This window comes from Collinsella aerofaciens, from assembly GCF_009876115.1.
Lineage (GTDB): Bacteria > Actinomycetota > Coriobacteriia > Coriobacteriales > Coriobacteriaceae > Collinsella > Collinsella aerofaciens_N.
This window is the reverse complement of the sequence record NZ_WWSY01000021.1, coordinates 12663-35755: the sequence shown is the minus strand read 5'-3', so window position 1 is coordinate 35755 and position 23093 is coordinate 12663. Positions and strand designations below refer to the sequence as shown.

The 23093-nt window shown below is 61.6% G+C and carries 16 protein-coding genes; 13 read left to right on the top strand and 3 right to left on the bottom strand.

The window, feature by feature from the left end; translation table 11 throughout:
* Positions 1-388 precede the first annotated feature (388 nt).
* Together GT571_RS09025 and GT571_RS09020 are read left to right on the top strand one after the other, a co-directional pair.
* Entirely contained in the window at positions 389-2215 is a 1827-nt protein-coding gene (locus GT571_RS09025) for a magnesium transporter (protein WP_425458738.1), read from the top strand.
* 74 nt (positions 2216-2289) lie between these two features.
* Positions 2290-3486: an Nramp family divalent metal transporter gene (locus tag GT571_RS09020; RefSeq protein WP_006235731.1), complete on the top strand. Its 1197-nt coding sequence runs from the start codon at positions 2290-2292 to the stop codon at positions 3484-3486.
* A 544-nt stretch (positions 3487-4030) separates the two neighbouring features.
* Here the strand turns inward: GT571_RS09020 and GT571_RS09015 are convergent.
* Positions 4031-6247 (bottom strand): acyltransferase family protein, encoded by a 2217-nt coding sequence (locus GT571_RS09015; protein WP_161156788.1) that lies wholly within the window; start codon positions 6245-6247, stop codon positions 4031-4033.
* A 187-nt stretch (positions 6248-6434) separates the two neighbouring features.
* Here GT571_RS09015 and GT571_RS09010 point away from each other — a divergent pair, with 187 nt between their 5' ends.
* From GT571_RS09010 to GT571_RS08965, 10 genes are all read left to right on the top strand, one after another.
* Positions 6435-7397: a ribokinase gene (locus GT571_RS09010; RefSeq protein WP_161156786.1), complete on the top strand. Its 963-nt coding sequence runs from the start codon at positions 6435-6437 to the stop codon at positions 7395-7397.
* A gap of 30 nt (positions 7398-7427) precedes the next feature.
* Positions 7428-8402: a nucleoside hydrolase gene (locus tag GT571_RS09005; RefSeq protein WP_161156784.1), complete on the top strand. Its 975-nt coding sequence runs from the start codon at positions 7428-7430 to the stop codon at positions 8400-8402.
* A 203-nt stretch (positions 8403-8605) separates the two neighbouring features.
* Positions 8606-9616 carry a LacI family DNA-binding transcriptional regulator gene (locus tag GT571_RS09000; RefSeq protein WP_117769779.1) on the top strand — a complete coding sequence of 337 codons (1011 nt, stop codon included), beginning with the start codon at positions 8606-8608 and terminating at the stop codon, positions 9614-9616.
* A 257-nt stretch (positions 9617-9873) separates the two neighbouring features.
* Entirely contained in the window at positions 9874-11274 is a 1401-nt protein-coding gene (locus GT571_RS08995) for an L-fucose/L-arabinose isomerase family protein (RefSeq protein WP_161156782.1), read from the top strand.
* A 2-nt stretch (positions 11275-11276) separates the two neighbouring features.
* On the top strand, positions 11277-12113 hold the full coding sequence (locus tag GT571_RS08990; RefSeq protein ID WP_192934687.1) for a transketolase: 837 nt from the start codon (positions 11277-11279) through the stop codon (positions 12111-12113).
* On the top strand, positions 12106-13047 hold the full coding sequence (locus GT571_RS08985; protein ID WP_161156780.1) for a transketolase family protein: 942 nt from the start codon (positions 12106-12108) through the stop codon (positions 13045-13047). Before GT571_RS08990 ends, GT571_RS08985 begins: the two co-directional genes overlap by 8 nt.
* A 56-nt stretch (positions 13048-13103) precedes the next feature.
* Complete coding sequence (locus GT571_RS08980) at positions 13104-14594, top strand: FGGY family carbohydrate kinase (protein ID WP_161156778.1); 1491 nt, start codon at positions 13104-13106, stop codon at positions 14592-14594.
* Between the two features lie 152 nt (positions 14595-14746).
* Complete coding sequence (locus GT571_RS08975; protein ID WP_161156776.1) at positions 14747-15235, top strand: S-ribosylhomocysteine lyase; 489 nt, start codon at positions 14747-14749, stop codon at positions 15233-15235.
* 144 nt (positions 15236-15379) lie between these two features.
* The gene (locus GT571_RS08970; protein ID WP_161156774.1) at positions 15380-16024 is read left to right on the top strand and encodes a DUF4867 family protein; all 645 of its coding nucleotides are present in this window, start codon (positions 15380-15382) and stop codon (positions 16022-16024) included.
* 343 nt (positions 16025-16367) lie between these two features.
* Positions 16368-17798 (top strand): 6-phospho-beta-glucosidase, encoded by a 1431-nt coding sequence (locus GT571_RS08965; RefSeq protein ID WP_161156772.1) that lies wholly within the window; start codon positions 16368-16370, stop codon positions 17796-17798.
* 154 nt (positions 17799-17952) lie between these two features.
* On the opposite strand, the gene GT571_RS08960 is transcribed toward GT571_RS08965, so the two are convergent.
* Complete coding sequence (locus tag GT571_RS08960; RefSeq protein WP_161156770.1) at positions 17953-19464, bottom strand: nucleoside hydrolase-like domain-containing protein; 1512 nt, start codon at positions 19462-19464, stop codon at positions 17953-17955.
* Positions 19465-19730: 266 nt separating this feature from the next.
* A complete protein-coding gene (locus GT571_RS08955) occupies positions 19731-21068 on the bottom strand; it encodes a prolyl oligopeptidase family serine peptidase (protein ID WP_161156768.1) in 1338 nt (445 codons plus the stop codon).
* Between the two features lie 490 nt (positions 21069-21558).
* Between GT571_RS08955 and GT571_RS08950 the strand changes: the two genes are divergently transcribed.
* A complete protein-coding gene (locus GT571_RS08950; protein ID WP_161156766.1) occupies positions 21559-22986 on the top strand; it encodes a PTS transporter subunit EIIC in 1428 nt (475 codons plus the stop codon).
* Positions 22987-23093 lie beyond the last annotated feature (107 nt).

The window sequence follows — 23093 nt, the reverse complement described above, 5'->3', positions numbered from 1 at the left end:
TACGCCGTGATGCGCGACCGGGTGCCCTACCGGGAGTAGCCCCGACGGTTGACAAAACTATAGGAACACCCAATGACTATGTCACGGATGCGTCAGCGTTTGGTATGCCTGCAATGTGCAGCGCATAAATTCGATGCCGCAGGGCGATGCTGATGCTATAGTTACTGCGGTTAATGAGGGTCAAGAGAAAGGTTACAGGTGAAATCCAAACCTCGACCATACAGTCGATGACCCCATGCAGGTGCTTTTTGCGCATGCACGGGGTGTAAGCGTCGAGCGGCGTGCCGCCCGCGCATGCGTATACATATCCAGAAGCCCCCAGACGCCGCACGCGCGGCCGCGTCCGGAGGAATAATGATGGGGAGCACCATTGAATTATCTGAGTGAGATGCTCAAATTGCCGGTCTTGGACGTCGACGGCGAAAAGCTCGGCGTGGTCAACGATTTTGGTATTGCTACCGGCGAAGTTTTTCCGCACGTGACGTCGCTCGCGTTCCGCGGACCCGGCAAGACGCCGTTTATGATCAGCTGGCGCAAATGGGTCGACCGTATCGACGAGACGGGTGTACACCTTAAGACGTCGGCCACCGAAATCCGTTTTTCGTACCTGCAGCCGACCGAACTCTTGCTTGCCCGCGACGTGCTCAACAAGCAGATTGTCGACACGCAGGGCATGAAGGTTGTGCGCGTAAACGACATCAAGTTTTCCATGTCGGGCGAAAACCAGCTGCGCCTGCTGGGTGCCGAGGTCGGTGCTCGCGGTCTGCTACGCGCCATCAGCCCCGCGCTCGAGCATATCGTCGAAGGCTTTATGAAGCACCTGGGCAAGCCGCTCAGTGAGGACATCATCGCTTGGTCCTACATGGACCTGCTCGACCGCTCGACCAAGAACATTCAACTCTCGGTGTCGCACAAGACGCTCGGCGAGCTGCACCCTGCCGACATCGCCGACATTATCGAGCAGCTCGACCCGCGCCTGCGTGCGCAGGTGTTTGCGCAGCTCGATACTGCCCAGGCCGCCGAGGCCATCTCGGAGTTCGATGACGACGAGCTTATGACCGAGATGCTCGAGGGCCTGTCCGACACGGACGCATCGTCGATGCTGGCCATGATGGACCCGGACGACGCTGCCGACCTGATCGACGAACTCGATTATGAGAAGGCCGAGAAGCTCCTGCGCCTGATGGGCGTCAAGGAGGAGAAGGCGATTCGTAATCTGCTGGGCTACGAGGACAACACCGCCGGCCGCATCATGACCTCGGAGTTTGTCTCGCTGCCCGCCACGGCGACGGTCGGCGACGCCATCGAGGCGATTCGCAAGCTCGACGAGGACTTTGAGAGCGTCTATTACGTCTATACCGAGGACCCGAGCGGCATGCTGACGGGCGTGCTTTCGCTGCGCACGCTGATCGTGGCCGACCGCGACGCCACGCTGGGCCAGCTCGCCTATCGCGATCTGGTCTACGTGTCACCCGACGAGGACCAGGAAGACGTGACGGACGAGATGACCAAGTACGACCTGGTTGCCATCCCTGTCTGCGACGAGAACCGTCATATCCTGGGCATCGTGACCTTCGACGACGCCATGGACGTTATTGCCGAGGAGCATCAGGAGGACCTGCAGATCGCCGGTGTCGGCTCGGGCGATAGCGCGTCGGACGACTCGACGAACGTGCTCAGCTGGTTCGTGCATCGTCAGTACTGGGTCGTCGTGTGGGGCATCGCCTCGTGCATCATGGCAACGGTGCTGGGGACGGCGCTGGGCTCCGCGCATTTGGTGGTGTTCCCCATGTGCGCCATGCCGCTCGTGTTGCTGGCTGCCTCGCGTATGGTGTCGTTCGTCAAGAACTACTTCCTGGAGTATGACGGTCACGACGACGAGCCCAAGCCGTATCTGGGGTTCTTCTTCCAGAGCACGGGCATGGGCCTGATTCTGTCACTCGTGACCTATCTGTGCGCCCAGCTGGTGCGCACCGCTGCGTTCCCCGATGCGCCCATGTTTGAGGAGCAACTCTTTACCGGGTGCTTTAATATCGCTGCCATCATTTGCCTGGTTGGCAACATGAGCGCCGTGATTTACCTGATGGTGCTGTTCTGGCGTGACGAGCATGACCTCAACACGTCGGGCACCGCCATGAACGTTATTGCCGTCATGATCTCGTGCGTAGCGTACTGCGCCGCTGCGGTGCTGCTCACCATGTCGGTCATGGGGTAGGTGGTCGCGTGCAAAATACGAAGCAAAAGCCGAGCACCAAGCAAAAGCTGACCATCGCGGCCATCTTTGGCGCCATGGGCCCCGGTCTTCTGGCGGCGCTTTCGGGCAATGACGCTGGCGGCATCGCCACGTATTCCAGCGCGGGCGCCAGCTATGGCTATAAGATGCTCTGGATGCTTCCCGTCATGACCGTGCTGCTTATCGTGACGCAGGAGACCGCGGCGCGCTGCGGATGCGTCACGGGTAAGGGCCTGGCGTCGCTCATTCGCGAGCGCTTTGGCGTGCGCAAGAGCGTGCTGGCCATGGCAGCGCTGTTGATCGCCAACACGGCGGTGACCATCTCGGAGTTCGCGGGTATCGCGAGCGGCCTTGCTCTGTTTGGCGTTCCGGCGAGCATCTCGGTGCCGCTCGTGGCGCTGCTGGTGTGGATGCTTACCATGTCGGGCAGTTTCCAGCGCATCGAGAAGATTCTGCTGCTGGTAAGCTGCGTGTTCGTGACCTACATCGTCGCCGCGTTTATGGCCGGCCCCAACTGGGGCGAGGTCGCGGTCGACCTGGTCGTGCCTAACATTCAAAATGATCCCAGCTACGTGTCGCTCGTGGTCGCAACGATCGGTACCACCATCGCGCCGTGGATGATTTTCTTGGCGCAGAACAACGTGGTCGATAAGAACGCGGGCGAGGACGATATCGTGCTGCAGCGCATCGATACCGTGAGCGGCTCGCTTGCTGCCGATGTCATTGCCGGCTTTATTATCATCACGACCGGTACGGTGTTGTTCCCGGCGGGCATTCAGATTAGCGATGCTGCCGATGCTGCCCGCGCGCTGGAGCCTATTGCGGGTCAGTGGTCCACGGTACTGTTTGCCTCGGGCCTGGTCGCGGCGAGCTTCTTGGCTGCCTGCGTGCTGCCGGGCGTTACGTCGAGCGCTATCTGCGAGGCATTTGGCTGGGAGCGCGGTGCCGACCGCAGCTGGGACGAGGCCCCGGTCTATCGCGGCATCATTACGGCCATCATCGGCATTTCTGCCGTGTTGGTGCTCATGCCTGGCGTCGATTTGTTCCAGATTATGATGACCTCGCAGGTCATCAACGGCGTGCTGCTGCCCGTAGTCTTGGTATTCCAGGTGGTTATCGCGGCGGATCGCCACATTATGGGCGCCAATCGCAACGGCCGCGTATGGAACGTGCTCACTTGGGCGACTATCGGCGTGATTACGGTGCTGACGGTCGTCATGTTTGTGCTGCAAGCGATGGGCTACAGCGCGTAGCGTCTACTTTTGCTTCCGAACAGGCCGCAGCGATGGGCTGCGGCCTGTTTTTTGTCTGCTATAGGGCGTTAGTTATATGTCAGTGGGCAAAAAATACCAAATATGAGTACTGTTGCTAAGTGAACAGCATTTACATCCAAGAAGATAATGAACATAACATATATTATGTTCATTAAAATTGGTTCCGATACGCCTTAAACCAGTCAGGTTGGCTGCTTTAGGGGGCTGTAGGGGTCGCCCGAACGTCATTTTGGATGGTTTTGCCTGCGACTAAAATGGTAACAGTACTCATATTTGCCCTTTTTTGCCCACAGACCTTTGAGGTTGCGGCGAAAAGGGCTTGTTTTGATTGTTTGGGGCAGGTGCGAGGCACGGAAACGATGTCTGGAGCGGCGGAGCGGCTTGGAATTCATCCGGAGAGGTCTTCATTGGCTACGCCAGGAGTGCCTCCAAGTGGCGGTACAAAAGGAGCGCCCCTAACTGCCGCAGGGGGCGTCGGCCACGGCCGACGCCCCCTGCGGGTGTACGCAGATTTTGCTGCGCGTTACTTGTCGGTGCCCAGCTTGTGTGGCTTGTAGGCGAGGGCATTGACGAGTGCGTCGGCGGCGGACTTGACGGCTGCCGGCTGCGGATCGTTGACGTGGTCCTCGGGGTGCACGGGCAGGTCTTTCTTGACTGCATCGTGGATCAGGTTGAGGTACTCGGTCACGCCGGTAGTCGACAGGTGCGTGCCGTCGCCATCGAATAGGTCGTTGCGGTTGGCGCTGTGCCCGTACCAGTCGATAACGCGTACATTCTTGTAGCGCGTGGCGGCGTTGGCGATAGCCTGGTTGGTGGAACCCACCCACGGCTGCGGACTGCGTGTGTTCACAAACGCGACGATGCGCTTGTCGCCGGCATCGGCCATGATGGCATCGATCTGGTCATCAGTTACCAAACCATTGGTGCCCAGGGCAAAGACCACGATCTTGCCGGCAAGGTTCTGCTGGATATAGCCCTCAAATGTCGCGCGGCCCGCATCAAACTGGCGGCCCTTTTCGGCATCGATATGGCTGTGCGGGAACACGCCGTCAAAGGTGTCCACGGCACGCAGCGACACGGAGTCACCGATCATCAGCAGGTCGTAGGATCCATCGGGGAAGCCGTCGTTGTCCTTGTCGGTGTCGTCGGCCGCCTGCTGGTCGGTGGGCGCGGTGTTCTTGGCTTCCTTGTTGAGGACTTCGGCGCCCTCGCCGCTCAGCGCAGACGTCTCGGGCACAAAGATCAGGCCACCCAGTGCAACGACCAACACGACAGCGCAGGCTGCGCAGACAGGGACGTGCGCGCGCACCCAGTTGGCGGGCGTGGTGGTGCCATCGCGGAATTCGGATACGGTGCGCCCAAAGGCACCCTTTCTAAACGGCGTCTCGATAAAGCGATATGAGCATTCGGCTACGGCGACCACCAACAACACCTGCAAAATGTACTGCCACCACGGCGTATCGTTGATGTTGGCGACCGGGTTCATGAGCAACAGTAGCGGATAGTGCCACAGGTAGATGCTGTACGAGCGCTTGCCAACCCACACGAGCGGCTCGGCGGACAGCGCGCGGGCAACCATTCCCTGGGGCTGCACGCAGGCCGCGATGACCATGAGCGTGAGGATGGAGCATAACAGCGTGCCGCCGCGATACTGGAACGCGGTGTAGCCGTTGGTGAGCGCGACCATGGCGGCAAGGCCAACCAGACCCACGACGCCCAACACATCGATGGATGCGGGCGAGGACCAAAAGCGCACGAGGGCGCTCGGCTGTGCCGGGACGTTCTCGGCTGCGTCGTCGGTCGTAGCGTCATGCTTGCCCTCGGCGTTCTTGCCGTGCTTGGCGGCGCCAGCCAGGCGATTGAGCCCCAAACGATGAGCGAGACGCACCGGCGCCAGGTCGCGATCGGGGATAAAGGCCATCCAGGCACCCAGCAGCAGCGAGAACACGCGGGTGTCGGTGCCGTAGTACACGCGGCTGGGGTCGGCGGCAGGGTTGTAAAGCACCATCATGGCGAGGGCAGATACCGCGGCAAGGCCCAGAACCACGCGGCGCGTGTTGGGTTTGCTCACATGCATGGATACCATGGCAAACAGCAGTGGCGGCCAAATCAGGTAGAACTGTTCCTCGATGGCAAGCGACCAAAAGTGCGTGAGCGGCGAGGGGTCGCCCAGAGCATTGAAGTACGAGGCGTTTTGGGCAATCTGCCACCAGTTGTTGAAGAACAGCAGCGACGGCAGGATGTCGGGGCGCATCTTGGTGAGCATCACGTGGTTAAAGATGGTGCACAGCGCGCAGGTCACGAACACTACCGTTACCACGGCGGGGACCAGGCGACGGATGCGGCGAATCCAGAAGCTCTTGAGGTCGATGCGGCCGGTCTTAGCGACTTCGTTGAGTAGCAGGCGTGTGATCAGATAGCCCGAAAGCACAAAGAAGATCGTGACGCCGAGCAGACCGCCCTGCGCCCACGTGAGGTTGAGGTGATAGAGCACCACCGCGACGACGGCAAGCGTGCGCAGGCCGTCGAGCGCGGGGATGTAGCGGGACTTGGGGCGAGCAGGCGTCTGCTCCGCGGCGGGAGTGTTGGCGCGGCCCGCGTTGTTGGCAGAAGCGCGATGGGGGCTCGCGGTGCGTCGCGGCTCGTTGGCGCGGCGCCCGCCCTTCACGCGTTCGTGCGGCGCCGGCTCGTTGCCCGTGCGGCGTCGACCGCGCGAGCCCGATTGCGAGAGTTGTTCCATAAAACATCATCCAATGACGAGAATAATCAGCACGCCTTCATTGTAGCTGCCTGCTCCTGTGAATGCTTGCTGCTGGCGCAAGCTCAAGCGCGCGTCCACATCAAAGTGAACTAAAGTTATAGGGGGTGCGAGAGTGCACGATCGACGGCCGACGGTGGGCATAAGGCCCGCAGATGAGGAGGTTTCCATGGCAGATCGCGGCATCGTTGCGGTGTTCGGCAGTATGAACATGGACCTTTCGGTGGCGTGCGAGCGCATACCGCGTGCGGGCGAGACCGTCGGCGGCAGCGGGTTTATCACCAACGCCGGTGGCAAGGGCGCTAACCAGGCCGTCGCCGCCGCGCGCATGGGTGCGCACACGTGCATGATCGGCGCGGTCGGTCGCGACGCGTTCGGCGCGTCGCTCGTGACGGGGCTCCAAGACGCCGGCGTGGACTGTGACTTTGTAGTGCATCGCGATGACGTGGAGACGGGAACCGCGACTATCATTCGCTGTGAGAGCGACAACCGCATCGTGCTGTCGCCGGGCGCCAACCATGCGCTTGCGGGCGAGGACGTTGCCCGCGCACTGAGGCGCTTGGTGGCCGACGAGCTCGACGGCGATGCCAGCGAGATTGCCCCGGCTGTCGGAAGCGTCTTTATTGCCCAGGGCGAATGTGACCTTGCGGCGACGGCCGAGGCGCTTGCTTGTGCTCACGAGCTGGGGTTCTATACGATCTTTAACCCGGCGCCCGCCTGCGACCTGTCGGCAGGAGCGTGGCCTGCGGTCGACCTGGTCTGCCCCAACGAGACCGAGTGCCAGATGCTGACGGGCATTCTGCCCACAGATGATGCGAGTTGCGTCGCCGCGCTCAATGCGCTGCTCGACAAGGGCGCCGGGGCTGCGGTCATCACGCTGGGCGGCGCCGGCTCGGTTACGCTCGGCGATGGCGGTGAGCCGCTGCGCATGCCGGCGCTTTCGAGTACGGTAGTCGATACCACGGCCGCGGGCGATACGTTTATCGGCGCGTTGGCGGCGGCTCGCCTAGAGGGCCTGCCGCTCTTTGAGTGCATGGCGGCGGGCGCTCGCGCCTCGGCGGTGACGGTATCGCGCCTGGGCGCTCAGCAATCGATTCCCACGCGCGCCGAAGTTGAACATTGGTTTGGTTAAACGATAAAGACGGAGAAGCGGAGTAGAACAATGGCAATCAAGAAGCTGATCCTTGATCTGGATATGGGCGTTGACGATGCGATGGCGCTGGCCTATGCCATCGCGAGCCCCGAGGTGGAGCTCGTGGGCATCACCACGTGCTTTGGCAACGTGCGCGTCGAGCAGTCGGCGCACAATTGCTTGGCGGTGCTCGATCTGCTGGGTCGCCCCGAGGTTCCGGTGTACCTGGGTGCCGACCGTCCTCTGCAGGCGACTGAGCCCTATACGCCGCCGGCGTCCACCGCGCTCATTCACGGCAAGAACGGCATCGGCGGCGCGAGCGTGCCCGCGTCGCCCTACGAGCCGGTGGGGGCGACCTCGGCCGACGGCAACGCTGCGGTCGATTATCTGATCGATGCCGCGCGCACCTATGGTCCCGATCTGGTCTACGTAGCGACTGGCCCGCTCTCCAACCTGGCGCTCGCCCTGGAGCGCGATGCGGCGGCGATGATGTCCATCGGCCGCGTGGTCGTGATGGGCGGCGCCCTTACCGTGCCCGGCAACGTGAGCGCGGGCGCCGAGGCCAACATGGCGAGCGACCCCGAGGCAGCCGACGCGGTGCTGCGCTCGGGCCGTAAGCTCACCATGGTGGGTCTGGACGTGACGCATCGCGTGGTGCTCACGCGCCGCGACATTGCCGGCTGGACGGGTTCGGGAACCATGGCCGGCTGCGCATTTGCGAGCATGGTCGAGCACTACATTGGTTCGTACGAGATGAACGCGCCCTACCTGGGCGGCTGCGCGCTGCACGATCCGCTGGCGGTTGCCGTGGCGATCGATCCAACGCTCGTGGGTGCGCTCGGCTGTAACCTGCGTGTTGACTTGCTGGGTGAGTATCGCGGCCGCACCATCTGCGATGAGCGCCGCCTGTCCGATCCGGACAAGAGCGCGCTTGTGGCACTGACCGTGGACGCCTCACGTTTCCTCGTGGAGTTTAAGGCACGCATGGCTCGCATCCTTGGCTAAACGGTTTCTGTGCCCCGTTCCAGATTAGCTACCGAGTAAAAACGCCCGTTGGGGGAATAGTCGCGTCGCTTTGCTTGACAACAGGCTAAACTAGCTATTAAACATTTACTATTCTGTTTAGATTGAATTTGCGGTCGTTTAGTTGTCGAGTCACGGGGCGGTCAGGCCACGATGCTCGACCGCGACCGTTGCTGGGGGGAACAATGGCTAAAGCAAGTGTTCGCGAGATCAGCCGCATCACCGGTTTTTCGCCTGCGACCGTGTCCAACGCGCTCAACCGCAAGCGCAGCGTGAGCGAGGAGACCGCCAAGGTCATCCTGGAGTGCGCACAGTCGCTCGGCTACCAGCAGTCGACGCAGCTCGAGAGCATCCAGTTTGTGCTCGCGCGCAAGACGGGCGCCATCCTGGACGAGAGCACCTTCCATCCCGCGGTTATTGAGGGCGTGGAGCGCCAGGCGCGTCGCCACGGCATGAGCACGAGCTTTGTCTCGCTCGACTTTAGCGACCTGGACGCCGTGCGTCCGCAGGTCGAGGGCCTGATCGCCGACCCGTCTGCCGCCATCGTGCTGATGGGTACCGAGCTGGGTGAGGAAGATTACGCCCTGTTCGCCAACGCTGCCGCCCACCTGATCGTGCTCGACGGCTGGAGCGACCGCCAGTACTTTGATGCCGTAGTCATTGCCAATACCGATTCGGTGCTGCGCGCCGTGGACTACCTTATCGAGAAGGGTCACAGGCAAATCGGCTATCTGGCAGGCGATCTTCGTATCCGCAACTTTAAGGATCGCGAGCGCGGCTATCGCCAAGCACTTGAGGATGCGGGCCTCGAGGCAAACCCGGCATGGCGCGTCACGCTGGGCACCACGCTCGAAGGTGCCTATCGCGATATGGGTGCATGGCTCGACAGCGTCTCACGCGACGACCTGCCGACGGCTTTCTTTGCCGAGAACGACGTGCTCGCCGTGGGTGCCATGCGCGCGTTCAACGAGCACGGCATTCGCGTGCCCGAGGATGTCTCGATCATCGGCTTTGACGACCTATCTCTGGGCGCCTTCTCCAACCCGCCACTCACCACGGTGCATGTTCCCAAACACGAGGTGGGCGAGATCGCGGTGCGCCGCCTGGTGGGCAACATCCGCAATCCCAAGAGCTATACCTGCAAAACGGCCGTGTCGACCTATTTTGTCGAGCGCCAGAGCGTGCGCGAAATCTAGGCGGAGACGGCATTGCCTGCAGCGTGCCAAAGCTCGCTAGGGCAGTTAACATAGTGCCATTCAGAAGAGGATCCTTCGGGGTCCTCTTTTTGTTTCCCTTGTATGTTCAGTTTGTTTACATACCGTTTAGGCTGATTTCTCTACCGTCTACGGGTATTTCGCGCTAAACTTCTAAACAGAAGAGTAAAACATTTAGTAAACAGAACAAAACGAAACATGCGTCTGTTTACTGAACATGTGACTAGGGGAGGACGTACATGGACAAGATCAAGCTCGGCTTTGTGCCCACGCGCCGCAGTATCTTTAGCGCGCCGGACGCGATCAAGTATCGCGGTCTGACGGCTGATCGCCTGCGCGAGATCGGCGTCGACATCGTGGATATCGACGACATCAACGACGAGGGCCTGCTGTTCGACGACAGCCATATCGCGCCTATCGTCGAGAAGTTCCGCGCCGAGGGCGTCGACGGCATCATGCTCTGCCACGCCAACTTTGGCACCGAGTACGTTTGCGCTCGCCTTGCCCGCGAGCTCGGCTTGCCCGTGCTGCTGTGGGGCCCGCGCGATGAGCGCCCCGAGCCCGACGGCACCCGCCTGCGTGACAGCCAGTGCGGCCTGTTCGCCACCGGCAAGGTCCTGCGTCGCTTCCAGGTCCCCTTCACCTATATGACCAACTGCCGCCTGACCGATCCCGAGTTCGAGCGCGGCGTCTGGGACTTCCTCGCCGTGTGCAACGTGGTCAAGACCTTCAAGCACACCCGCATCCTGCAGATGGCCACCCGTCCGTTCGATTTCTGGTCGACCATGTGCAACGAGGGCGAGCTGCTCGAGAAGTTCAACATTCAGCTTTCGCCCATCCCCATGACCGAGCTTGTCCAGGCCGTGCGCGACGCCCAGGCCGACGAGCAGGCCATGGCAGCCATGCTCGCCCACATTGCCGACAGCTTTGAGATCTGCATCCCCGAGGATAAGGTCCCCGCTGTGGCCGGTCTTGCCATTGCCATGAAGCGTCTGGTCGAGAAGTACGGCTGCAACGCCGGTGCCATCCAGTGCTGGAACGCCCTGCAGGACGAGCTGGGCATTATGCCCTGCGCCGCCAACGCCATCCTCAACGAGATGGGTATCCCTGTCGTCTGCGAGACCGACATCCATGGCGCCATCACAGCGCTGATGGTCGAGGCCGCCGACCTGGGCCGTCACCGCGGCATGTTTGCCGACTGGACCGTGCGTCATCCCGACAACGAGAACGGCGAGCTGCTGCAGCACTGCGGCCCCTGGCCCTGCAGCTGCGCGGCCGTCAAGCCCAAGCTCACTTACCCGCTGGCTTTCGATCACCCCGGCGCGCTGACGGCCGAGGCCAAGCACGGCGACCTCACCCTTGCCCGCTTTGACGGCGACAATGGCGAGTACTCGCTGCTGCTGGGCAACGCCCGCGGCATCGACGGCCCGGCCGGTATGGGCACCTACCTGTGGGTCGAGGTCGACAACCTCAAGCGCCTCGAGGCCAAGATCGTCGAGGGTCCCTACATCCACCACTGCGTCGCCATTCACGCCAACGTGGTGCCGGTGCTCTACGAGGCGTGCAAGTACATCGGCATTGTCCCCGACCTGTACGACCCCATCGAAGAAGACGTCAAAGCTTACCTGCGAGGAGAGTAGAAATGGCAACTATCGAAGAGCTTGAATCCCTGCGTTGGGACCTTCGCCGCGATTGCGTCGATATCATCATGGCTGGCGCCGGCGGGCACATCGGCGGCGACATGTCGGTCATCGACGCCCTCATGACCCTCTACGCCAACCACCTCAACATTTCGCCCGAGACCGTCGACGATCCCAACCGCGATCGCTTCGTGCTCTCCAAGGGCCACGCCATGGAGGCCTACTACGCGGTGCTCTGCCACGAGGGCTATCTGGACCTCGACGACGTCAAGGCCCGCTTCTCTAAGTTCGGCAGCCCCTACATCGGCCACCCCAACAACAAGCTCAAGGGCATCGAGATGAACTCGGGCTCGCTGGGTCACGGCCTGCCCGTGGCCGTCGGGATGGCGCTTGCCGGCAAGATGGATGGCCGCGACTACCGCGTCTACACCATCATGGGCGACGGCGAGCTTGCCGAGGGCTCGGTCTGGGAGGGCGCCATGAGCGGCGGCAACTACCAGCTCGATAACCTGTGCGCGCTCGTGGACCGCAACCGCCTGCAGATCAGCGGCAGCACCGAGGACGTCATGAAGCAGGACTCGCAGGAGGAGCGCTGGGCCGCCTTCGGTTGGAACGTGCTGTCCATTCCGGGCAACGACATTCAGGCCATCGACGCCGCGCTGACGCTTACGGCCGAGACCAAGGGAAAGCCCACGGTTATCATCCTCAACACGGTGAAGGGCTACGGCTCGCCGGTTATGGAGGACAAGGCCGCCTGGCACCATCACCTGCCCAACGATGAGGAATATGCCCAGATCATCGCCGATTTCGCTGCCCATAAGGAGGCTATCAATGGCTAACAAGATCGCCAACCGCAAGGCTATCTGCGACACGCTGCTCGAGGCCGCCGCAACCGATAAAGACATCGTCGTCCTGTGCTCCGACTCCCGCGGCTCCGCATCGCTCACGCCGTTCTTCGATCAGTATCCCCAGCAGTCCATTGAGGTCGGCATCGCCGAGCAGGACCTGGTGAGTATCGCCGCCGGTATGGCCTCGTGCGGCAAGAAGGCCTGGGCCGCCTCGCCGGCGTCCTTTGTGACCACGCGCTCGTATGAGCAGTGCAAGGTCGACGTTTCGTACTCCAACACCAACGTCAAGCTCATCGGCATCTCGGGCGGCGTGTCCTATGGCGCCCTGGGTATGAGCCACCATTCTGCGCAGGATATCGCCGCTATGAGCGCGATTCCCAACATGCGCGTGTATCTGCCGAGCGACCGCTTCCAGACCGCCGAGCTTGTGCGCGCCCTGGTAGCCGACAACAAGCCGGCCTACATCCGCGTGGGGCGCAACCCGGTCGAGGACGTGTACACCGAGGACGAGTGTCCGTTCCAGATGGATCGCGCCACCTGGGTGCGTCGCGGCACCGATGTGACGCTCGTCGCCACCGGCGAGATGGTCCACCACGCCGTGGACGCCGCCGATCTGCTGGCCGAGCAGGGAATCTCGGCAACGGTGCTCGACATGTACTGCGTCAAGCCGCTCGACGCCGAGGCCGTGATCGAGGCCGCCGGCGCCACGCGCGCCGTCGTGACCGTCGAGGAGCACAGCCCCTTCGGCGGCCTGGGTTCCATGGTCGCGCAGGTCGTGGGCGAGCATTGCCCGCGTCCGGTCAAGTGCCTCTCCCTGCCCGACGCGCCGGTCATCACCGGTACGAGCCCCGAGGTCTTTGCGCACTACGGCCTGACGGGTGCCGGAATCGCGCAGACCGTCGCCGAGTTCTTGCCCGCAGAGTAACTGGAATGTGACAAAGGGACCGCCCCTTTGTCACATTCGTTTTGAAAGGGGTGGCCATGGGCCGCTACATCATCGGAATCGATCAATCCACGCAGGGCACCAAGGCGCTGCTGGTGGACGAGGGCGGCCATTTGATTCATCGTGCCGATCGCTCGCATCGCCAGATTGTCAACGAGGCCGGCTGGGTGAGCCATGATCCAGCCGAGATCGCCGCCAACGTGCTGGCCGTGGCGCGCGCCGTGGTGGAGGAGACCGGGGTCGATCCGGCCGACGTCGCCGGCATCGGCATCTCCAACCAGCGCGAGACTACCGTTGCCTGGAACCGCACGACGGGCGAGCCGCTGTGCGACGCCGTGGTGTGGCAGTGCGCCCGCGCCCGCGAGCTGTGCGACGAGCTGGCCGCGCGCGAGGGCGTGGCCGAGCTGGTGCGCGACACGACGGGTCTAGTGCTCTCGCCCTACTACCCGGCGGGCAAGATGGCCTGGATCCTCGCGAACGTTCCCACGGCTGCCGAGGCCACTGCAGCGGGCGAGCTGTGCCTGGGCACCATCGATGCCTGGGTGGTCTGGACGCTCACGGGCGGCGCGGAGTTCCGCTGCGACTGGTCCAACGCCAGCCGCACGCAACTCTTTGACCTGCGCCGTGGCTGCTGGAGCGAGCCGGTGTGCGAGGCCTTTGGCGTTGACGTGGCCTGCCTGCCACAGGTGACCGATTCCGATGGCCTGTTCGGCATGACGGACCTGGGCGGCTTTTTGCCGGCACCCGTGCCCATTCACGGCGTGCTCGGCGACAGCCATGCCGCCTTGTTTGCGCAGGGCTGCCATAGCCGCGGCATGGCCAAGGCGACCTATGGCACCGGCAGCTCGGTCATGATGAACGTCGGCGACGAGTTCGTCGCCAGCTCGCACGGGCTTTCGAGCTCGCTCGCATGGCGCATGGACGGCGTGACCGAGTACGTGCTCGAGGGCAACGTGAGCTACGCCGGCGCCGTCAAGACGTGGCTGCGCGACGACCTGGAGCTCATCAACAATCCCGAGGAAGTCACCGACCTGTGCTATGCCGCCAATCCGGCGAGCCGCGTTTACTTTGTGCCGGCGTTTACCGGCTTGGGCGCGCCGCACTGGGCGAGTGACGCCGAGGGCTGCGTTTTTGGCATGACACGCACCACGGGCCGCGCGGAGTTCGTAAAGGCCGCCGATGAGTCGATTGCCTATCAGATCTTCGACGTCATCGATGCGATGGTCGAGGATTCGGGCGCGGCGCTGGCCGAGCTTCGTGTTGACGGCGGCCCCACGCGTGACGCGTACCTGATGCAGTTTGAGAGCGACCTGGTTGGCTCGCCCATCCGCATCGCGAGCAACGACGAGATGAGCGGCCTGGGTGCGGCCTGGGCCTGCGGCATTGCGCTGGACATGTACACGCGCGATGTCGTCGACGTCTACGGCGCCCGCGGCATCGTGGAGCCGTCGATGCCCGCCGACGAGCGAGCCAAAAAGATAGCCGGCTGGCGCCATGCCGTAGCCGCCACCATCTCGTACACTGCCTAGCATGATTTTTCTGGGACGGGGATTAAAAACCCATCGATCCCCGTCCCAGGTAGCTTATTTGGGACGGGGCTTTTTTGACTGGTATGATTGGTGCGACCATTCGAACCAGCTAAAAGAGCCCCGTCCCAAATTGACTATCGAGAGGATCTGCCATGGAGCGCATCGCGAGCTTTTCCGTTGACCATCTGCTGCTTGAGCCCGGCGTGTATGTGAGCCGCATCGACCGCGATTCGACGACTGGCGCCGCCGTCACCACCTTTGACCTGCGCCTGACCACGCCCAATAAGGAGCCGGTCATGAACACCGCCGAGTGCCACACCATCGAGCACCTGGGCGCGACGTTCCTTCGCAACCATGCCGAGTGGTCGAGCCGCATTGTCTACTTTGGCCCCATGGGCTGCCGCACGGGCTTTTACCTCGTCGTATTTGGCGAAGTGACGAGCGAGGAGATCCTGCCGCTCGTGCGCGAGCTGTTTGAGTTTGTTGCCGACTTTGAGGGCGATGTCCCCGGAGCCGCTCCCGAGGAGTGCGGTAACTATCTGGACCAGAACCTCCCCATGGCAAACTGGCTCGCGCGCCGCTACCTCGACCGCGACTTGGCCGATATCGACGAGAAGCACCTGCATTATCAGCAGGCATAAGGGCTTTATCGTCCAAAACGCGCGCATTGGGCGCCTTCGCTTATGCGGGGGCGCCTTTTTGTTGAGTGGTCGGGATGAGCGTTCAAAATCGCTCATGATTGTTCTAGAATGTTCGTATAGTCACATTTACGAACAGGAGTGAACATGCATATCTACTCTGTCAGCGATCCCGAGTTCAAATCCTATGGCAACGTTTGGGATGACGTTCCGTCCGAGCTCACATCGCCCGTGCTCGAGGCGCTCTCTGCCACGCCCATTCCCGAGGGCAGCAAATACGTAGCAAGTGCGCCGGAGCTCGAGGGCGTCAAGGATGCCGATAAACTGGGCTTTCTCATGTTTGGCGGCCGTCCCTTCCAGCTCGGTTGGTGCAACGGCCACAACACGTGTCTCAACTGCCTGGAGTACCACCGTGCGAGCGAGTTCAACCTGGGGGCGCGCGACTTTATCCTGCTCGTGGCGCATCGCTGGGAGATCGAGGATGGCAAGCTCGATACCGCGTGCGTCAAGGCGTTCCGCGTGCCGGCGGGCAAGGTCGTCGAGGTCTTCAACACCACGCTCCACTACACGCCCTGCATGGTCGACGACGGCGGCTTCCAGGTGATGGTGGCGCTGCCGGCGGGCACCAACGGTCCGCGCCCCGAGGCTGCGGCCGACATGCCCATGGCCGGCGACGCTTACTGCTATTGGAAGGCCGACAAGTGGGTCCTCTGCCACGCCGACAGCCCCAAGGCAGCCGAAGGCGGCTACGTAGGCCTCATCGGCAAGAACCTCGACATCGCCTGCGACTAGCATCTTCCGTCTCGATTTGTAACATCTAGCGGGCTAAATCGTCTCTACCTGTTACAGATTTAGACAAACTGCGGGGGCTGCCCGAAAATCTCGATCTGTAACACCAAGCCCGGTTTTGGCTGCCTACCTGTTACAGATCGAGACAAACCGCCCCAAACCACCACAAAGGTGCCTGTCCCCTTTGTGGTGGTTTGGGGCGACGGTATCAGAAAGTGTCAGGCAGGGGCGGCTGCCGGGTCGCCGTGTGCGAAAAGAAGTGTCGGCCTGCGTCGTTGCCGTTGAGTAGCGCGCTGTTTACGGGGATACTGAAACCACGACAAACAGCGTGTGAAAGGATTGATGCATGGCTTTCCGTAAAGACTTCCTGTGGGGCGGCGCGACGGCTGCCAACCAGTGCGAGGGCGCCTACAACGTGGACGGCCGCGGCCTTGCCAACGTGGACGTGGCTCCGCACGGCCCCGAGCGCTATGCGGTGGTCTCCGGCCAGCGCAAGATGCTCGACTTCGAGGACGGCTATTACTATCCCGCGCAGACCGGCATCGATTTTTATCACCATTACAAGGAGGACATCGCCCTCTTTGCCGAGATGGGCTTTAAGACCTTCCGTATGAGCCTGGCTTGGACCCGCATCTTCCCCAATGGCGACGAGACCGAGCCCAACGAGGCCGGCCTGGCATTTTACGAGGACGTATTCCGCGAGTGTCAGGCGCACGGCATCGAGCCGCTCGTGACCATCACGCACTTCGACTGCCCGATTCACCTCATCAAGGAGTACGGCGGTTGGCGCAACCGCAAGCTCATCGACTTCTACAAGAACCTCGCGACCACGATCTTTACCCGCTACAAGGGTCTGGTGAAATATTGGCTCACCTTCAACGAGATCAATATGATCCTGCACCTGCCGTTTATGGGTGCCGGTTTGGTCTTTGAGGAGGGCGAGAACAAGGAGGCCGTCGAGTACCTGGCCGCCCACAACGAGCTCGTCGCCAGCGCTTGGGCAACCAAGATCGCTCACGAGATCGACCCTGAGGTCAAGATCGGTTGCATGCTTGCCGCAGGTAGCTACTACCCCTACAGCTGCCGTCCGGGCGATGTGCGCCAGGCGCAGATTGACAACCAGAGCAACTATTTCTTCGTCGACGTCCAGAGCCGCGGCTACTATCCGGCCTATGCCGTCAAGAAGCTCGAGCGTCTAGGCATCGATGTGGGTATGACGGACGAGGACCGCGAAATCCTGGCCGCCAACACCGTCGACTTTATCAGCTTTAGCTATTACAGCACCCGTTGCTCCGCCGGTGCCGATAACCCCGATGTCGAGCGCACCCAGGGCAACGCCTTCGCCGGCGCCAAGAACCCCTACCTGCAGGAGAGCCAGTGGGGCTGGGCCATCGATCCGCTGGGCTTCCGCATCACCCTCAACGACCTGTACGACCGTTATCAGAAGCCGCTGTTTGTAGTCGAGAACGGTCTGGGCGCCAAGGATGTTGTCGAGGAGGATGGCTCCATCAACGACGACTACCGTATCGACTACCTGCGCCAGCATATCGCCGCGATGCGCGATGCGGTGACCGTGGACGGCGTTGACCTGCTGGGTTACACCACCTGGGGTCCGATCGACCTGGTGAGCGCCAGTACGGGCGAGATGTCCAAGCGCTACGGCTTTATCTACGTCGACCGCGACGACGCTGGCAACGGCACCCTCAAGCGTTCCAAGAAGAAGAGCTTCGACTGGTACAAACACGTCATCGAGACGAACGGCGAGGACCTGGCCTAAGGCTTTCCCAACAACCAGAGCCTCCTAACCAAGGCGCCCGGCGAGCAGTTAATGCCCGCCGGGCGTTTTGCCGTCTGCGCAAGGTGGTCATTGGGTGTTCTTAAACGACTAGTCGCTGGGGACACTCCTTGCCGAATGTGGGGTCTGCCACTCGCTACGCCACGGTTACGGCGACCTGGGCGTAGCGGCTGCAGGGGCGCTCGGCGCGCGTCTGCACGGTGAGGGTAAGCACAAAGCGGTCGCCGGGTCGTGCGTCGGAGGGCACGATAAAAGCGGTGCTCACCGTGCATTCCTGCCACAGCGAAAGATCCTGCGCGCCTGCATAGCTCGATGGGTCTACGGCCACATCCCAATGTGCATCGAAGCCCTTGCCGTCGGGGTCGACGATGGTCGCTGTAAGGTTGACGCGCTCGCCGGCTGTGGCGCTGCGGTCGGCAGTGACCTCGACAACATGCGCCGGATGCGAGCAGATGGCCGGATCATGGGCACACCATTGCGCGCGGGCGGCAAAGTCTTCCTGATAGGCACGCAGATAGGGATTGAGATTGTCGTCTGCGGGCGTGCCGATGGAGGCAAAACCGGCGGGCGCGTTCGCATCGGGATGCCCATCAAAAAACATGCGTCCCAGCAGCGTATCGAAGCCGCGGTCGTCGATACCGCGCAGGCCAAACGGCAGCAGCGGAATATAGGTCATGCTGTCGCCTTCGGCCATAAAATCGCCGCGCTCAAACTGCATCGCGGGCATGCCTTCCAGGCCCCAATCCAGACGGGCATGCTTGCCAAACTGAAAGCGCTCAGGCTCGTTTTCGTAGACCTTACCATCGCCATAGAGCATATAGCGTGCCATGAGGGGGCCGTTGCCCTGCGTGAGATTCTGCTCGGGCCAGGGAGCCTTAAACAGCGGCAGCGTATCGGGCTGAGCTGTTTTGGCGTCGAAATAGTTGCCATACATATAGGGCGTACGCCAAAAGATGAGCTCGGGAAAGAGCTCGCGCCCATGGTCGAGCCACGAGTTGTCCTGTCCCACGCCATCGGCAACGCCCATCACGCGCACCTTCTGATAGACCTGCTGCTGCACGGCGGGCCACTCGGGCGTGGCGCGATAGCGCTCGGCAATACTCATGAGGGCGCGAACGATCGTATTCATGCCACCCCAGCTGAGCAACCATAACGTACGCGGATCATCATCCAGAATCGCCTGCGCAATTACGCGAGACCCCTCAGTTTCCTCAGTCACATCACCCTCAAAGGCAACATTTCCCACAAAGGTGCGCTCGATCATCTGGGCGGGCGTGGGAAACGGCGGCTCACCGGCAGCGGCCGCATTTGCCTGCAACTGCGGCCAAGCCTGGGCATATTCATTACTCCAGAGACTCTCAATCCAATGCTCGGGAAACGGCCGATACTCACGAAGCTCGCCGGCTAGCGGATCGGGCTCATGAGGCACAACAGCCCACTCATAAGAGCGCCGCCCTTTGGTCCGCCAATGCGAATTCACCTCGCCGAGTGTATGAACCCCATCCCCAAGAAAGTGATACTGCGAAGCCGTATACACCACAGCCTGAACATCAAGCAAGTTGAGATACAGAGCCAAATGAACAAGCGAGTTCATATCATCGACTTCCATATCAGTGGTAACAATCACCCGAGTCAACTTCTGGGACATAGGAACAGCTCCAATCAAAATCAATTCAGCCAGTTACGCGCAAGACAAGACGGGACCCACGCCCCCATCGCCCGCGACCCGGCGGCCCGCCGGAAGCGGCCGACCAGCGTTTCGAACAACGTTAACTTAGGGGGCTCTGACCTTTAGTTTTGTAAACATTCCGCAGCGCGAGCCCCGCTTATCCGATGCTCCGAAGGAGCAGGATAAGCGGGGCTCATGCGCGAGGACGTTTACAAAACTAAAGGTCAGAGCCCCCGATGGGATGGTTACCTCGAAACCCTGGCCGACCACTCCCAGCAGCCCACCGGCTCGCCGTCGATGAGTACGTTGCCCCCGTCGAAGTCTTGATAACACAGGTCGTTGAATTGGTGGATCCACACGCCGTGGTTGAACGTCTTCTTGGCCGAGCCGTCGGCCTCGCGATACACGCCGGTCAGGTCCTCGACATGGCTAAAGTAGGTGAGATGCACGTTGGCGCCGGCATCGCGCAGGCGCGCGAACAGCGGCAGCACGGTCTGTTGCGGGTGCACGAGCTCGTCGCCCTTGGAGTGCGTAAACCACAGCGGCGTCTTGGCGAGCGCGGCTACGTCCTCGTCCGTGGCGTTGTACCACGGGGCGCAGCAGGGAAGGCCCGCGGCGAAGAAATCGGGGTAGTCGGCGCACAGGCGCAGGGTCATAAAGCCGCCGTTGGAAAGACCGGCGACCACGATGCGGTCGGTGTCGATGCGGTCGGCATGCTCGGCGACAAACTCATCGATAAGTGCCTTGAGCACGGGGGAGTAGATGCTCTGGTTGGAGTGACCAAGCTGCTCGACGCCGTTGTCCATCCAAAACGTGGGCGACTGCGGCACGAGCACCCAGGCAAAGCCGCCAAAGTAGCGCTGGATCTGCGCCTGGCTGATGGCCGTCACGCGGTTGCCGATATAGGCGCGCGTGGCGCCTTCGCCCTGCGTGGCGCCCTTGCCCTCGCCGGCGCCGTGCAGATACACCACGAGCGGTGCCTTTTGGGGCATGGCCGTGGCCTCGGGCGCAAAGGGGTTGAAGCATGCCGAGTCCTCGGCCTTAAAGCTGGGCTCAAAGAAGCCGTATGCGAGCGCGATACCGTCGACGGCGGTCTTTTGCGTGGCGTTGCTCCAGCCTTTGAGCGCGGGGCAGATATCGCCACGGCAGGTGTCGAAGACCAGGCCGCAGGTGGGATCGTCGCCGTCGTTGCCGGGAAGAGCTGTGAGCTGCGTGATGCGCAGCTGGTCATCGAGCATGCGCGAGCCCATGACGCCGCCTTCGATGGTCTTGGTCAGGCGCTGCTCGGCGACCTCGAGTGCCACATGGGTGCCCACGGCGAGCTTACGTCCGTTCTCGTCGCACGGATATGCGGCGAGAATGTCGATGTAACCCACGGAGGGCGCGGCATGGTCGGCGCCGCGCTCCTTGCGCATCAGAACCTCGCCCGAGCGCTCGTGACGCTCTACATATATATGGAAGGTGTTCGTGTCGATGTCGTTGGCGCGCACGGTGCAGGGCAGGTCGAGTACGACCTTGCTGATCCAGGGGCCAAAGTCGCCCAAGGTGGTGACGGTTGCGTAGGTACACAATTTGAGTTCCATGAGCTGCCTCCCTTGCGCCGCTAGTGGGAAACAAAAGCGGCAATACAATCTAAACATGTTTAGTTTAATCCAGAATTGCAGAACAAGCTGATAAACTCGGTAAACGGCAAAATTGAACACGCCATGAACTACTAAACATATGTTTACTAGCTTCTAGCAGGGCTTCTGTTGATGAGTTAACAGGTCATAGAGGTGTTTATCAAAATAAAAGCCCACGTAAAGAGCCATATATCAATAGACAGCCAAAGAGACCATCTCCCGCCATTGGAATACGTTCACCCCCGATTTCCTACCGTTCGCCGGACTCTGCACGGTAAAATTGCCACAAATGAGGCGCTCCGTGTAAACTAAAGCCCGTAAACGTTCAGTAAACACTTTGTTTACGACAGCGTATCCAAGGGTCCGGCAACCGTAAGGGGTTATAGTCGCCGGGCCAAAGGCGTGCCTAAGCCCAAGGGGGCTGGCACACGAAGATATGGGGAGGGGTCCCATGGCAGTAGATAACAAGCAGATTGCCACCGATGTCCTCGAGCTCGTGGGCGGTGCGGAGAATGTCACCGTCGCCACCAACTGCATGACGCGCCTGCGTCTGACGCTCAAGGATAACAACAAGGTTGACGTGGAGAAGATCAAGAAGGTCAAGGGTGTTCTGGGTTGCCAGTTCGCCGGCAGCCAGCTCCAGGTCATCATCGGCCAGAACGTGCCCAAGGTGCTCGCCGAGTTCGTCGCCATCTCCGGCGTCAAGCAGGGTGAGGCCGTCAACGAGAACCTCGATGCTCCCAAGGAGAAGTTCGAGCTCAAGAACCTGCCGAACATCATCCTCGACTATCTGTCCGGCTCCATGACCCAGCTCATCCCGCTGCTCATGGCCGGCGGTCTGTTCCGTACCATCGCGGCCGTCCTCGGCCCCACCATGCTCGGTGTGCTCTCGGCCGACGACCCGACCTATACGTTCCTCTACACCACGCTGTACGAGGCCACGTTCACCTTTATCCCCATCTACCTGGGTTATGCCGCGGCTAAGAAGCTCGGCGCCAGCCCCGTGCTCGGCATGCTGCTCGGTGGCGCCCTCATGGCTCCGTCCGTTGTGACGGCTGCCACGCAGGAGGGTGGCGGCATCATCTCCGTCTACGGCATCCAGATCGCTGCTGCCAACTATCAGCAGTCCGTCCTGCCGATCATCCTTTCGGTGCCTGTCCTCTACTTCGTCGAGAAGTTCTTTAAGAAGGTCATGCCCGACGTGCTCTCCACGGTCTTCACGCCGTTTTGCACCATGATCGTTACCATCCCCATCGCCTTCATCGTCCTCGCCCCCATCGGCAACGAGATCGGTACGCTGATCGCTAACGCGCTCTTCGGCCTTGCTGATCTTGGCGGCATCGGTATTCTGATCGTCATGGCCGTCCTCGGCGCCTTCTGGCAGCTCTTCGTGGTCTGCGGCATGCACATGCCCGTCATCCTGCTCGCCCAGGTTCAGATCATCGCTGCCGGTTACGATCCCTTCGTCTTCGTTTCCACCAACTGCGCTATGGCCGCTGTCTGGGGCTGCGCCTTCGGTGCCTTCCTCAAGATGAAGAACCCCGACGAGAAGTCTCTCGCCATCGGTTACGTCATCTCCGCCATCGCCGGCGGCGTCACCGAGCCCGCGCTCTTCGGCATCCTCATGCGCTTCCGTCGCACCATGTTTGGCATGTTCATCGGCGGTGCTATCGGCGCTGTGTTCTCCGGCCTCATGGGGGTTACCTACTACCTCGCAGGCGGTGCCTCCAACTTCCTGGTCTTCACCAACTACCTGCAGGGTGGCCAGATGAACACCGTCTGGGCTATCGTCGGTATGGCAATCTCCTTTGTCATCGCCGCTGCCGTCGTCTTTGTCTCCGGCTTCTCCAAGGAGGAGCTCGCCGAGATGGAGGCCTAAGGCCAAGCCATTCGGTCGCATAAGACCTCACCTACACGACAGGGCCCCGTCAGGCGTAAGCCCGGCGGGGCCCTTCTTGCAAGGTAGACTGATGGAGGCGGGTGAGA